Source organism: Xanthomonas sp. NCPPB 2250 (assembly GCF_056725265.1).
This window is the reverse complement of the sequence record NZ_CM161520.1, coordinates 1191996-1206103: the sequence shown is the minus strand read 5'-3', so window position 1 is coordinate 1206103 and position 14108 is coordinate 1191996. Positions and strand designations below refer to the sequence as shown.

12 protein-coding genes are annotated in these 14108 nt (G+C 69.5%); all 12 read right to left on the bottom strand.

All coding sequences use genetic code 11. The features are described 5' to 3' along the window. Positions 1 to 178: 178 nt before the first annotated feature. On the bottom strand, positions 179 to 1468 hold the full coding sequence (locus AC1PMG_RS05060) for a dicarboxylate/amino acid:cation symporter (RefSeq protein WP_481110863.1): 1290 nt from the start codon (positions 1466 to 1468) through the stop codon (positions 179 to 181). A 192-nt stretch (positions 1469 to 1660) separates the two neighbouring features. Beyond that, positions 1661 to 3421, bottom strand: a complete 1761-nt coding sequence (locus AC1PMG_RS05055) for a BatD family protein (protein WP_481110862.1) — start codon at positions 3419 to 3421, stop codon at positions 1661 to 1663. After that, positions 3418 to 5313, bottom strand: coding sequence for a vWA domain-containing protein (locus tag AC1PMG_RS05050; RefSeq protein WP_481110861.1), 1896 nt, complete (start codon positions 5311 to 5313; stop codon positions 3418 to 3420). The genes AC1PMG_RS05055 and AC1PMG_RS05050 overlap by 4 nt, the downstream gene beginning before the upstream one ends. Then, complete coding sequence (locus AC1PMG_RS05045; RefSeq protein WP_481110860.1) at positions 5310 to 6332, bottom strand: vWA domain-containing protein; 1023 nt, start codon at positions 6330 to 6332, stop codon at positions 5310 to 5312. The genes AC1PMG_RS05050 and AC1PMG_RS05045 overlap by 4 nt, the downstream gene beginning before the upstream one ends. Next, on the bottom strand, positions 6329 to 6796 hold the full coding sequence (locus tag AC1PMG_RS05040; protein WP_481110859.1) for a DUF4381 domain-containing protein: 468 nt from the start codon (positions 6794 to 6796) through the stop codon (positions 6329 to 6331). The genes AC1PMG_RS05045 and AC1PMG_RS05040 overlap by 4 nt, the downstream gene beginning before the upstream one ends. Beyond that, the gene (locus AC1PMG_RS05035) at positions 6793 to 7731 is read right to left on the bottom strand and encodes a DUF58 domain-containing protein (protein ID WP_481110858.1); all 939 of its coding nucleotides are present in this window, start codon (positions 7729 to 7731) and stop codon (positions 6793 to 6795) included. The genes AC1PMG_RS05040 and AC1PMG_RS05035 overlap by 4 nt, the downstream gene beginning before the upstream one ends. Positions 7732 to 7789: 58 nt before the next feature. Further along, positions 7790 to 8809, bottom strand: a complete 1020-nt coding sequence (locus tag AC1PMG_RS05030; RefSeq protein WP_481110857.1) for an AAA family ATPase — start codon at positions 8807 to 8809, stop codon at positions 7790 to 7792. 152 nt (positions 8810 to 8961) lie between these two features. Then, positions 8962 to 10857, bottom strand: a complete 1896-nt coding sequence (locus AC1PMG_RS05025) for a type IV pilus secretin PilQ (protein WP_481110856.1) — start codon at positions 10855 to 10857, stop codon at positions 8962 to 8964. A 20-nt stretch (positions 10858 to 10877) separates the two neighbouring features. Further along, complete coding sequence (locus tag AC1PMG_RS05020) at positions 10878 to 11417, bottom strand: pilus assembly protein PilP (protein ID WP_342072834.1); 540 nt, start codon at positions 11415 to 11417, stop codon at positions 10878 to 10880. Continuing rightward, positions 11414 to 12088 (bottom strand): type IV pilus inner membrane component PilO, encoded by a 675-nt coding sequence (locus AC1PMG_RS05015; protein ID WP_342072835.1) that lies wholly within the window; start codon positions 12086 to 12088, stop codon positions 11414 to 11416. Before AC1PMG_RS05015 ends, AC1PMG_RS05020 begins: the two co-directional genes overlap by 4 nt. Further along, positions 12085 to 12876: a PilN domain-containing protein gene (locus AC1PMG_RS05010; RefSeq protein WP_481110855.1), complete on the bottom strand. Its 792-nt coding sequence runs from the start codon at positions 12874 to 12876 to the stop codon at positions 12085 to 12087. Before AC1PMG_RS05010 ends, AC1PMG_RS05015 begins: the two co-directional genes overlap by 4 nt. Further along, positions 12876 to 13934 (bottom strand): pilus assembly protein PilM, encoded by a 1059-nt coding sequence (locus AC1PMG_RS05005; RefSeq protein WP_017908825.1) that lies wholly within the window; start codon positions 13932 to 13934, stop codon positions 12876 to 12878. Before AC1PMG_RS05005 ends, AC1PMG_RS05010 begins: the two co-directional genes overlap by 1 nt. Between the last annotated feature and the right edge of the window lie 174 nt (positions 13935 to 14108).

Below are 14108 nucleotides of genomic sequence, written 5' to 3'. Positions count from 1 at the left end.
CAGGCGGGGATTGGGGATTGGGGATTGGGGATTCGGAGCGTCATCGGCTGGACGCCTGAGATGACGTAGGAGCGGCTTCAGCCGCGACGGGCCATTGCCAGCAAACCCCCATCGCGGCTGACGCGTGGCCCGTCAGGCCGCAACACTGCCGCCTTCACCAATCCCCAATCCCGACTCCCTAATCCCCGCCATCCTCCCCCTTGGCCACCAGCGTGGTCAGCGCTAGGTCGCCGGTCACGTTCAGCGCGGTGCGGCACATGTCCAGGAAATGGTTGACGCCCAGGATCATGCCGATGCCGACCGGGTCCACGCCGACCATCGCGCAGATCAGCGCCACCACCGGCAGCGAGCCGGACGGCACGCCGGCGGTACCGATGCCGCCGAGGATGCACACCAGCATCACCATGCACTGCTGCGCGATGCTCAGCTCCACGCCGAAGAACTGCGCCAGGAAGATCACCGTCACGCCCTCGAACAGCGCGGTGCCGTTCTGGTTGGCGGTGGCGCCGACGGTGAGCACGAAGCGCGAGACCTTGTGCGGCAGCCCCATCTGGTCGGCCACGCGCAGCGCGGTCGGCAGGGTGGCGTTGCTGGACGCGGTGGAGAACGCCATCACCGTCGCCTCGCGGGTGGCGCGGAAGAACCACAGCGGCGAGCGCCCGGCCAGGCGCACCGCCACGCCGTAGCTCACCACCATGTGCAGGCCCAGCGCCAGCACCACCACGCCCACGTAGGCGCCCAGCCGCACCAGCAGCTCGAAGCCGAACAGCGCCGCCAGGTTGAACATGAAACAGGCGACCGCATACGGCGCCAGGCGGATCACCAGCCCGATCAGGGTCATCGAGATCTCGAACACACCCTCGATGCCGCGCCGCAGCGTCGCCACCTTGGCGTCTTCGCTGAGCACCATGCCCACGCCGAACATCACTGCGAAGAACATCAGCGACAGGATCGCGCCGTTGCTGGACGCGGCTTCGATCACGTTGTCCGGCACGATGGACAAGAGCATGTCCATGCCGTGCGGCTGGTGCCTGCTCTGATCGACGATCTGCGCGGTACGCTCCACGTTCTGCTGCAGCAGTTGCTGCGCCAGCTCGCGATCCACGCCGATGCCCGGCTTGAGCACGTTGACCAGGACCAGACCCAGCAGCACCGCCACGCCGGACAGCACCACCGTGTAGCCCAGCGTCTTCCAGCCGATCCGGCCAAGCGCGCGGATGTCGCCCATCTCCGAAATGCCCATCACCAGCGCCGAGAACAGCAGCGGCACGATCAGCATGAAGATCAGGTTGAGGAACAGCTTGGAGAACGGCGTGGTCAGGTACTTGGTCAGCGCCTGCACCCAGGCCGCATCACCGCCCACGCTCATGTGCACCGCCAGCCCCAGCACCAGCCCGAGGACGAAGCCGATCGCCATTTTCCAGTGCAACGGCATGCCGGTTTCGGCCTTCACGGGGGTGTCGGTCATGAGTACGCCTTGCGAAAAGGAGCACTCAGCTTAACAAACCATGAGCAGACATCGACCATCACCCGACGACACAGGCTGCGCGATGCGCGCATCGGCTTGCCGCGTCTCACCTGCAACGTCGGATGGCACCCCCCAAGACTGGCGAGCCACGATCCCGCGATCGCAAGATCGAGCCTGGCTGCACGCCCCCGCTCAAGCCTTGCGCGTCGGGTACAACGGCGGCAGATCGTCTTCCGCCGCACCGCGCGTGGCGACGCGCCAGCGCGGCCCCGACGCGAACGCCGCGCGCAACGCGGCGCGCGCCCCGGTCACATCGCCGCCACCGCCCCAGCGTGCGTGCTGCATGCGCAGCACCGCGTCGCGCTGCGCCGGATCGTCCAGACGCTGCACCACCGTATCCAGATCGGCGACGCCGGCCTGCGCGCACAGGATCGCGACGACCTCGTCCAGACCGCCGCTGTCCAGCGCTTTGCGCAATTCCGGCAATGCGGCGCGCGCAGTCGCGGGCGCCGATGCCGCAGCCGGCGCAGCGTTGGGCGCCGAGCCCGGCAGCGCTGCAACGCCGCGTGCACGGCGCAAGCGGCGCCAGGCCCAGACCAGGGTCGCCAGCCACAGCACCGCAAAGCCCGCGGCCAGCGCCATCCACAGCGGCGACGAGGCCAGCCATCCCCGCAGGGTATGCGTCGGCGCCACCGCGTTGTCGGCGGGGACCGCGCTCAGCGTCGGCGCCGCGGGGGTGACCGGGGCGGGGGCCGGCGCAGGCACGCCTTGTCCGGGCTGCACCTGCAGGGTCAGATCCGGCAGGCTGGCCTCGCGCGCAGCGCCGGCGCCGACGTCCCACCACGGCATGCGCAGGCCGCGCACCAGCAATGGGCCCGCCGCCTGCGGCACGATCGAGTAGCGACGGCTGACGGTCACCTGCGGCCCGCCGTCGACGAAGCGTTCCTGCACCTGCGGCGGCTCGGCGAACACCTGCGCGCCATCGACACTGGGCGTGGGCAGTTCGGGGAACTGCGCCTGGGTCGCACCACGTGCCGTGGCCTCGACCACGATGTCGGCAGCCTCCCCGGCCTTGGCACGCTGCGGCGTGGCGGTGTAGCGCAGGCGCAGTTCGTGCAGCGGCAGCCACGGCTGCGGCGCATTGGCCGGCTGCGCGCGCACCTGCAGGGTCTGCGCGGTGCCGCGCGCATTGAGTTCGCCGCCGCGGCCGAAGTAGTCGTCGAAGAAGCCGGTGGGGCCGCGGCCGCTGAAACGCGCGCCCGGCAACAGCAGCGAGCCGCTGCGCTCGGGCACCAGCAGGTAGTGCCGCTCGACCACCGTGTACATGCGCCCGTCGATCTGACGGCGGTTCTGGATGTCGTCGCCGACGCGCTGCAGCGACGCGCCGGCCGGCGCGTCCAGGTCGAGCTCGCCCGAGCTCAGCGGCACACCGAGATACAGCCGCACCACCACGCCCACGCTCTGCTGCACATAGGGCCGCGCATCGTCGACGACGGTCTGCACGAATACGTCGGCATTGCCCACCTGCGCCGGCACATCGGCATTGGCGGTGGCCGGCACCGCGGCACTGGCCGCGGCCACCTCCAGCCGCAAGGGCGCGGTGCGTTCGTTGCCGACCTGCAGCGACGGAATCTCCAGCGTGCCGGTGCTGCGCGGCGTCAGCATCACGCCGAACAAGGACTTCGACGAGACCGCGCCGTTGACGATCTGCATCTGCCGGCTCTTGACCTCGTTGCTGAGCGCGAAATCCGCGCGCAGGGGCGTGTAGTCCGGCGTGGCCGCCGCCTGGTCGGTCTCGATGTTGAGGGTCACGCCTTCGCCGGCGCCGACGTTGTCGCGATCCAGCCACGCGCGCGTGGCGGCCGCCGCCGGCAGCGCCAGCAGCAGCGCGGCCAACACCATCAGCACCGCGCAGACGCGTGCCCCCTGGCCGAGTCGCTTGAAGTGGATCATGGTTCTTGTTCCCGCTGCCTGCGTTCGTGTTCCAGCCTGAATTTTGCGCGCAGCAGATTGCCCGGATCGTCCGGCACCCGCCGTAGCCACGCCTCGACCGCCTGACGCTGCTCGCGTTGCTGCGGCGTCTCGTTCGCGGCGGCAGCGGCGCGCTCGGCGGCCTGTTTGTCGGCGCCACCCTGCTGTGCCATCGCCTGCTGCATCTGCTGGCGCTGCGCCGCATCGGCCTGCTGTTGCGCCTGCGCATCGCCCGGCTTCGGCGGCGCCTGCCGCGCGTCCTTGGCGCCATCGCGCCCCTGCTGGCCGTCGCGCTGCTGACCGTTTTGCTGCTGGTTCTTCTGCTGCGGGTTCTGCTGGGCGCCGTTCTGCTGCTGACCCGCCTGCTGTTGACCGTTTTGCTGTTGACCGTTCTGTTGCTGGCCGTTCTGCGACTGCCCGCTCTTCTGCTGCTGGCCGTCCTTGCCCTGCTGGCCGGACTTGGAGTCCTGCGACGACTGACGCTTGCGCGCCGCCTCCACCGCAGCGCGGTTGGCGATCGCATCGGCCATCTGCGGATGCAGTTTCAGCGCCTTGTCATAGGCGTCGATCGCCTCGTCGTAACGGCCCTGCCGCGCCAGCGCATTGCCGAGGTTGTACCAGCCGGCATCACTGTCGATGCCTTCGAACTGCTGTTGCGCGGCGGCGAAATCGCCCTTGCGGTAGGCCTGCACGCCTGCGTCGAGCCGTTGCTGGCGGACCTGGTCGGCACGTTCCCACCACCCGCCTGCGACAGGACCGAGTGCCGGCGTCTGTGCCGATGCCGATGCCGATGCCGATGCCGATGCCGGTGCCGGTGCCGGTGCAGGCGCTGGCACCTGAGCCTGCGCATGCACCGGTAGCGGCATCGCCAGCGGCGCCAACACCAGCAGCAACACTGCGGCGCCACCGCGACGACGGAACGCGAGCAAGGCCAGCAGCATCAGCGGCGGCAGCAGCCAATAGCCTTGATCGAGCCACACGCGGCCATGGCTTTCGTCGGCCGCCGTGGCGTCCGCTTCCTGCGGCCGCAGCACGCCCAGCGCGCGCAGATCCGTATCGTCGGGCGTCAACGTCGCGTAGCGGCCCGCGCCCGCTTCCGCCAGCGCGCGCAGCGCGCCCGCATCCAGCTGCGCGTGCGACAGCCGGCCCTGGTCGTCGCGGTAGGCGGCGCCCTGCGCCGTGCCCAGCCCCAGCGCGGACACGTGATAGCCCTGCCTGGCCGCGCGCGCCGCGGCCTGCTGCGCCTGCGCGTCGGCCTGGTCGCTGAGCACCAGGATGTCGCCGCGGGAGAAGCCGGCCTGGCGCAGCAGTTGCGCCGCCCAATCGATCGCCAGGTCGGTGCGCTGCCCCGCCACCGGCATCACCTGCGGCGACAGCGCGTCGAGGAACAGGCCCACGTTCGCCGCATCGTCGGTCAGCGGCGCCACCGTGTAAGGCTCGCCGGCATACGCGAGCAAGGCCACTTCGCCGCCGGCGCGCTCGTGCAGCAGCCGCGCCAGCTTGGCCCGCGCCTGCAGCAGCCGCGACGGCGGCAGGTCGCGCGCGTCGATCTGCGCGGACAGGTCCAGCGCGATCACCAACGGCGTGCGCGCCTGCCACAGCGGCTGCTGTTCCTGGCGCCAGCTCGGTCCGGCCAGCGCCAGCACCGCCAGCGCATAGCCCAGCGCGCCCAGCAACAGGCCAGCGCTGCCCTTGGCATCGCCACGCGCGAGCAGATGCGGCAACAGGTGCGGGTCCACCGTGCGCCGCCAGATGTCGCGGCGCCGCCGCCGGCGCCACCAGCTCCAGCCGAGCAACGGCAGCAACAGCAGCGCCCACAGCCACTCGGGGCGCAGCAGGTGCAGGGCCTGGAGGAACTCCGTCACGCGGGTCATTGCCGCCTCCAGGGCCAGATGAAGGACAGCAAGGCCAGCGCCAGCGCCGCGGCCAGCGGCCAGGCGTAGCGCTCGATCCGCGGCCGCACCGCCGGACCGGCCGAACGTACCGGCTCGAGCCGGTCCAGTTCGGCATAGATCGAGGCCAGCTCGGTGGTGTCGCGGGCGCGGAAGAAGCGCCCGCCGGTGTCCTGCGCGATCTTGCGCAGCGTGTCCTCGTCGACCTGGTCGTCGCCGCCGCTGCCGGGGATCGGCAGACCGAACAGCGACATGCCGCCATCGCCGCCGAAGGCGATGGTGTACACGCGCACGTGTTCGGCCTTGGCCAGTTCGGCGGCCTTCAGCGGATCGAGCACGCCGGCGGTGTTGACGCCATCGGTCAGCACGATCAGCACCCGCTCGCCCTGCCGCTGTTCGCGCAGGCGCTTGACCGCCAACGCGATCGCATCGCCCAGCGCGGTCTCGCGTCCGGCCAGGCCGACCACGCTGTCGCGCAACTGGTCGCGCACCGTAGCCAGGTCCGCGGTCAACGGGGTCAGCGCATACGCCTGCTGGCCGAACACCAGCAGGCCGATGCGGTCGCCATCGCGGCGATCGAGAAAGTCGGCCAGCACCGCCTTGGCCGCGGTCAGACGATCGACCACGCGCCCGCCCAGGGTCATGTCGGGCTCGCTCATGCTGCCGGACAGATCCACCGCCAGCATCAGCTGCCGCGCCTGCTGCGGCGGCGCGATGGGTTCGCCCAGTTGCAGCGGCCGCGCCGCCGCCGCGCACAGGCAGAACCAGGCCAGCCAGGCCAGCCACACGCTGGCGCGCCACAGCCCGCCGCGTGCCGGCGCGGCGGCTACGGCCTGCAGGCGCTCGCCATAGGGCACGCGCAAGGCCGGCGCATTGCCGCGCCGTGCCGGCAGCAGCAGATTGGCCAGCAGGGGCAGCGGCATCGCCAGCCACATCCACGGCCAGGCGAAGCCGGCCAGCAGGTCGCTGAGGCTCTGCCACGACGACGACACCAGGCTCATCGCCGTCCTCCACGCCGCGCCGCCATCAACGCCAGGAAGCGGCGCCGCGCCAGCGGCAGCAGCGCCTGCACCTGCGCCGGGTCCACGCTGGGCCGGTAGCCGCCGTCGAGCAACACACGGCCCGGGCCGGTGGAGAACGCCTGGCGCTTCTCGCCACCATCCAGAAACCGCAGCCAGTCCTCTCCCTGCAACACTGCCGCGGCGGGATCGCGACGTTGTGCCGCGCGCCGGAGCAACTCCGAGACCGCGGCCACCTGCGCCGGCGGTTCGCCCGCACGCGTTGCCGCATCGAACTGGCGCTGCCAGCGCTGCTCGCGCCGGCGCCGGCGCATCCATACCAACAGCGCCACGCCGATCGCCAGCAGCAGCACCGCCGCCAGCATCCACCAGCCCGGTGCGGGCGGCCACCAGGCCGGTGCCGGCGGCAGATGCACATCGCGCAGGGGCAATTGCTGCGGGCTCACGCCGACGCCCCCCGTTGCACCGGCAGCAACCACGACTCGCTGGGTGCGTCGCTCAGCAATACCCGCACCTGTACGCCGCGGCCCGGCAGTTCCGCCGCCAGGGTTTCCAATGGCTGCACGAACTGCGCGCGCCAGCGCTGTTGCGCGGTGCTCGCCAGCAGATCCACCTCCACGCGGCGGCCGCCTGCCCAGAACGGCAGGGCGGCGCGTGGCGGATGCACTTCCAGCGGATCGGCGAGCAGCAGCAACTCCACTTCGTTGTGCAGCGCCAGCCCGGCCCAGCGCGCGGCGGGCACGGCCTGCGCACTGGCCGGATCGGCCAGCACGGTCAGGCGCGATCCCGGGCGCAGCAGCTTGGCCGCGTGATCCAGCGCGATGGTCAGGCCGGCATCGTCCTGCGGCGGCTGCGCATACCAGCGTGCCAGCGCATCGAGCACGCGCAGCACGCCGCGCGGCCCGGCGGCGGGCGGCACCGGCGCTTCGCTGCGGCTGCCGCGCAAGGCGGCAAGGCGATCGCCCTGGCGCTGCGCCGCCCACGCCGCCACCGCCCCGGCACGCGCCGCCTGCACCGATTTGAAGCGCACGCGCGTGCCGAAGTACAGCGATGGCGCGGTGTCGGCGACGATCAGGCTGAGCCGTTCGCGCTCGGCCTGGAACAATTTGGTGTGGGTGCGGCCGCTGCGCGCGGTGAGCCGCCAGTCGATGTGCCGCACGTCGTCGCCGGCCACGTACTCGCGCGACTCGGCGTACTCCATGCCGCGCCCGCGCATCGGCGACGGGGCGGCGCCACTGAGGCCATGGCGGCCTCGGCGCGGCGGCGGCATGCGTGCGACCGCGGCGCGCAGGGCCATCAGCTCGGCCAGGCTGGGACGGATCCCCGCCTCGGCCGGCGCGGCAGCGTGCGGCGTGCCCGGCGCGGTCGGCTGCGGTGCCATCGTCGTTACTCCGCGCGGAGGCGGGCGGCGGGAAACCGCCGTACTTGGCGGCATACGCTCACGGCGGCGGCACCTTGTCCAGCAGCGCCGCGACCAGACGATCGCCATCCCAGCCTTCGGCGGTCGCTTCGTAGCTGGGCAGCACGCGGTGGCGCAGTACATCGGCGGCGACCGCGCGCACGTCGTCGGGCGTGACGAAATCGCGCCCGGCCAGCCAGGCGCGGGCGCGGGCGCACCGCTCCAATGCGATCGAACCGCGCGGACTCGCGCCCCAGGCGATGCGCCGCGCCAACGCGACGTCGTAGCCGCTGGCATCGCGCGAGGCCAGCACCAGTTCGATCAGATAGCGCTCCAGCGGCGGTGCCATGTGCAGCGCCAGCACCGCACGGCGTGCCGCGAACACGTCTTCCAGCGGCATGCGCGGCGGCGGCGCCTCGCCGGCCTCCAGCGTCTCGCGGGCGCGCTCGCGCGCCAAGCGCAGGATCTCCGCTTCCGCGGCCGCTTCCGGGTAGCCGATCCGCACATGCATCAGGAAGCGGTCCAGCTGCGCCTCCGGCAGCGGGAAGGTGCCCTCCTGCTCGATCGGGTTCTGTGTCGCCATCACCAGGAACAGCTTCGGCAGCGCATAGGTGTGCCGGCCGACGGTGACCTGGCGCTCGCCCATCGCCTCGAGCAGGGCCGATTGCACCTTGGCCGGCGCACGATTGATTTCGTCGGCGAGCAGGATCGGATGGAAGATCGGCCCGGGCAGGAACTCGAAGCGGCTCTCCTGCGGGCGCCACACCTCGGTACCGGTGAGGTCGGCCGGGAGCAGGTCGGGGGTGAACTGCACGCGGGCGAAATCGGCTTCCAGGCGCGAGGCCAGGGCGCGGATCGCGGTGGTCTTGGCCAGGCCGGGCGCGCCTTCGACCAGCAGATGGCCATCGGCGAGCAGGGCGATCAGCAGGCGCTCCACCAGCGCCGACTGGCCGACGATGGTCTGGGACAGGCCGTCGCGCAGGGCGACGAACGCGGCGTGCAGGCGCTGCTGCTCGGGCGCGGCCGGCGGGGAATCGAGGGTCGGGGATGGAGTGTTCATTTGCGCAGTCTGACCGATCGCCGGTGAAAATGGTTCCGTGCACGGCGGGCGCCGCGTGCTGCGAATTCAGGATTTCCTCATCGATGGGCGTAAACGCCGACGGGAGAGGCTTGCGCCTCTCCCGTCGAAGAATCCGACCTGCTTGAGGCAGCTCAGGCTGGCGCGCGCTTGGCCACGTGCATCACCTTCGGGGTCACGAAGATCAGCAATTCGGCCTTGGTCTTGTTGCGACCACGCTTCTTGAACAGATTGCCCAGGAACGGCACGTCGCCCAGGAACGGCACCTTGGAGATGCTGCTGCGGTCGTTGAACTCGTAGACACCGCCGATCACCACCGTCTGCCCATCGTCGACCAGCACAGCGGTGTTGATCTCGCGGCGGTTGATCTCGGGAATGGTGCCGTAGCCCTGTAGGACCACGAAACGCTCGACTTCGTCCTTCTTGACGCTCATGTTCAAGAACACACGATTGTCGTCGGTGATGGTCGGGGTCACCTTCAGCTCCAGCAACACTTCCTTGAACTGCACATTCGGCGTGGGGGCAGCGCCAGCGGTGCCGCCGGTGATGGTGACGTAGCCGATCTCCTTGCCCTGCTTGATCACCGCTTCGCGCTGGTTGGAGGTCACGATGCGCGGATTGGAAATGACTTCGCCCCGCCCTTCTTCCTGCAATGCCGACAGCTGCAGATCCAGATTGAAGTTCTTGCCGAGCAGGGTGTAGGCAAGACTAGGCAGGGTCTGCGCGCTGGTGAAGGTCGGACCGCTCAGATCGACGTTGAGACCACGCGTATTGACGCCGCCGCCAGCCGCGTTGCTTCCGACCGTAGCGACATTGTCCCCATAGGTGCGCGTCGCGCCGACACCGAACTTGGCACCCAGATCGCGTGCGAAGGTATCGGTGGCGATGACGATGCGTCCCTCGATCAGCACCTGGTCGACCGGGCGGTCGATCACGTTGATCAGCTCGCGCATCTGCGCGACCTTCTTCGGGATGTCGCTGATCATCAGCGTATTGGTGCGCTCGTCGGCAACCAGACGCCCGCGCGGCGACAGGAAGCCATTGTCGTTCTGGCTGCTGCCGCCGCCACCCGAGCCGCCACTGCCACCACCGCCGCCACCGCCGATGCCCTTGGCCTCGGTCAGCGCCTTGAAGATCGCCGTGGCGCTGTGATAGTTGATCTGCACGTAGTCGGTGATCAGGTCCTCGCGGTTCTCGATCGCGATGCGCGCGTCTTCCTTGTCCTGCTCGAACTTGGCCAGCTCCTGCTGCGGCGCGACCCAGATCACCTTGCCGTCGCGGCGCTTGTCCAGGCCTTTGGCGCGCAGCACGATGTCCAGTGCCTGGTCCCACGGCACATTGACCAGGCGCAGGGTGACGCTGCCCTGCACGGTATCGGAGGCGACGATGTTGAGATTGGACTCCTCGGCGATCAACTGCAGCACCGTGCGCACCGGCACGTCCTGGAAGTTGAAGGTCACCGGCTTGCCGCTGTAGCCGCGGGCGGCCACCTGCGCGGCGGCCTGGCTGACCGTGGTCGCGGTGACCGCGCCCACCGCCGGCGCGGCGGCGCGCGGGGTGATCTCGACCACGTATTCGTTGCCCGACTGGTAGGCCAGCGATTCGAACGCGCCATTGGTGTTCAGCACCAGCTCGGCGCCGCCCGCATAGGGCTTGGCATCGATCCGCTGCACCGGGGTAGCGAAGTCGGTGACGTTGAGCGGACGCTGCAACTCAGGCGGCAGCGTGGCGTTGCCGACATCGACCACCACGCTGTTGCCCTGGGTGCGCAGGTCCGGGCTGGCGCCGGTGCCGTTGAAGGACAGGATCAGCCGTCCCGCACCGCCGTCGCCGCGCTTGAAGTCGATCTTCGACACCGTGAGCTTGGCCGGCGCCGCCGCAGGTGCGGGAGACGCAGCAACAGGCGCGGCGGGCGGCGCCGCACTGGCGACGACCGCATTCCCGAGCATCGCCGCCAACCCCAACGCGCATAGCCGCATCGTCGCGTGACGCCGGATGGGGCGCAGGCTCAGGGCTTTGGAAAAAGTCATCGTGCTATCCCCATAATCAATCATTGATCGTCCAGCGCGACGGAGGCGGGACGTTCCAGCCAGCCGCCGGCGCCATCCGGCACCAGTTCAATCAAATCGATGCGATCCTCGTGCACCCCGGTCACGCGGCCATCGCTCTGCCCCATGTACACGCCCGGACGCACGCGGTAGGTCACCTTGTCCGGCGCCATCACCAGCGCGACCTGGCCCGCACCGCTGCCCAGCGTGCCGACCATGTTGAGGCTGTCCAGCGGGAACTGTTCCAGCGGTTCCTTGCGGCGGTTCGGATCCGGGCGCAGGCCGCTGCTGCCGTCGGGACTGGCCCAGGCATCGCTGAACGGATCGCGCAGGCCCTGCGCCGCATACTCGAAGGTTTCGAACTGCTGCATCACCGGCAACGGCTCCAGCGGCTGCGCCGGTCGCGCGCGCACTTCCTTCACCCAGTTTTCCAGGTTCGGCGCATCACCCGGCGTGCTGGTGATGGTGCGGCCGCAAGCGCCAAGCACCAGCGCCAGCGCGCCCGCAACGAGCATCCTGACCACCCGATGCCGCCGGCTCATGCGCCACCGCCTTGCTTGCCGGCCTTCTTCGCGGCCGCCGCGGCCTGTTCCTGTTCGGCCATTTCCTTGTCGTCCAGGTAGCGATAGGTCTTGACCGTACCGGACAGCTCCAGCTCGCCGCGCGCGGTGATGCCGTTGCTCTTGTCGCGCGGCTTCAGGTTGATGTCGTGCATGGTCAGGATCACCACCCGCGGCAGCGAGGCCACGCCACTCACGAAGGCGCCGAACTGGTGGTAGCTGCCGACCATGCGCAGGGCGATCGGCTTCTCCGCGTAGAACTCCTTCGGCGACTCCGGGCCCGGCTGGAACAACTCGTTGGTCAGGCCGCTGGACAGCGCGGTCTGCGAGATGTCGATGATCAGGTCCGGCATCTCGGTCTTGCTCGGCAGCTGTCGCAGCATCTGCTGCAGCACCTGCTCCATCTGCACCAGTTGCTGCTTCAGCGGCTGCAGGTTCACCGCACGGCTCTGCTCCTTCTCGAAGGAGGCGCGCAGGTCGGTTTCCTTCTGCTCCAGCGCCTGCAACTCGTCGCTCTTGCTGCTGATCAGCAGGAACCACGACAGGGTCAGGATGAACAGGGTCACCAGCACGCAAAATACGATCTTGGCCTGCTGCGGCCAATTGCCGATGTTGTTGAAATCCAGCTCTTTGATGTTGAATTTCTTGCTCATGACGCCGGTCCCTGTTTCGCTGGCGTGGCGGCGGGTGCCGGCGCGGTGGCCGGCGCCGGTGCGGCAGGGCTGCCCGCGGCAGGTGCAGGCGCAGGAGCGCCCGGGGCCTGCGCAGGAGGCGTGCCAGGCGCGCCGCCAGCGGGGGCTGCGCCAGGGGTTCCGGGCGCAGCGGCAGCCGCAGGTGCCGTCCCGGCGGCGGCCGGATCGGTGCTCTCGCCCGGCACCGGCAGCTTGACCCGCAGCGTGAACACGTACGGCAGCGCCTTGGTATCGACGATCGGACCCTTGGCTTCCTTCTCCTGGGCCTTGGCCTCGATCACCGTCAGCTCCGGATTGGTCATCCAGCCCGAGCCCTCGAGGTTGCGCATGTAGGTACTGACCCGGGCGTTGGACTGCGAGCGGCCCTCCAGGGTCAGCATGTCGCCTTCCTGCTTCACCGAGGTCAGCACCACGCCGTCGGGGATGGTCCGCACCAGCGAGTCGAACAGGTGCACCATCTGCGAGCGCTTGGCCTGCAGCTCCTCGATGACCTGCTTGCGCGCCAGCAGGCGGCGCTTCTTCTCGTCGAGGGTGTCGATTTCCTTGTTCTGCGCCTGGACCTTCTCGATCTCGGCCTGCAGATACGCGTTGCGCTCGTTCTGGCCGCTGATCTGCAGGTCGTAGTAGAACCAGATCAGTCCCGCCAGCAGCACCCCGGCGAACGCGGCCAGGCCAAGCATCGAATAGAACTCGCGTTCGCGCTGCTTGCGCCGTTCCGCCCGCCAGGGCAGCAGATTGATCTTCGCCATCAGTCGAAGCTCCTCAGCGCCAGGCCGGTGGCGATCATCAGCGCCGGCGCGTCCTGGGCCAGCGCATGCGCCTGGACCTTCGGGCCCAGGGTCATCTGCGCCAACGGGTTGGCGACCACGGTGGCCACGCCCAGTTGCTCCTCCACCATTTCCGGCAACCCGGCCAGGGCGGCGCAACCGCCGGCCAGGACGATGTGGTCGACCCGGTTGAATTCGCTGCCGGCATAGAAGAACTGCAGCAGGCGGCTGATCTGCTGCACCGTGGCTTCCTTGAACGGCTCCAGCACCTCGACCTCGTAGCTTTCCGGCAGCCCGCCCTGGCGCTTGGCCATGCCGGCTTCTTCGTAGGTCAGGCCGTAGCGGCGCATCACTTCGTCGGTCAGCTGCTTGCCACCGAACACCTGCTCGCGGCTGTACAGGCTGCGCCCGCCACGCAGGACATTGAGGGTGGTCATGGTGGCGCCGATGTCGACCAGGGCGACGATGCCGTCGGCGGCCACTGGCAGCTCGCTGGCCACCAGCGCGAAGGCGTTCTCGACCGCGAAGGCCTCCACGTCCATCACCTTGGCCACCAGCCCACCCAGCTCCAGGGCCGACTGGCGCAGTTCCACGTTCTCCGAGCGCGAGGCGGCCAGCAGCACCTGCACCATCTCGGGGTTGTTGGGGATGACGCCCAGCACCTCGAAATCCAGGTTCACTTCGTCGATCGGGTACGGAATGTAGTTCACCGCCTCCAGCTCGACCTGGGCTTCCAGCTCGCTCTCGTCCAGCTCGGCCGGCATCGGGATCACCTTGGTGATCACCGCCGAACCTGCCACGGCGGCCGCGGCATGCTTGGCGCGGGTGCCGGAACGGGTCACGGCGCGGCGGATCGCCTCGCCCACCGCCTCGACCTCGACGATGTTCTTTTCGACCACGGCATTGGGCGGCAAGGGTTCGACGGCGTAATGCTCGACCCGGAACCGGTTGCCGTTACGCGAAAGCTGCAGCAGCTTGACCGCGGTCGAGCTGATGTCGATGCCGATCAGCGGTTGCTGACTCTTTGGGATAAGCCCCACGGATTTTCCCCTGCCGGCGGGCACTTGGACGCCAATGTTGCGCCAGCGCATTAATAACAAATTTTTTGCAATTGGCAACCGCCCGGTTGCATGTCGCGATCCGTGTCACGGCATGACCTGCGGCAGCAAACCCGTCGCATCCCCGGAACCGGCCCCAGCCGTTCCCCGGCGTAC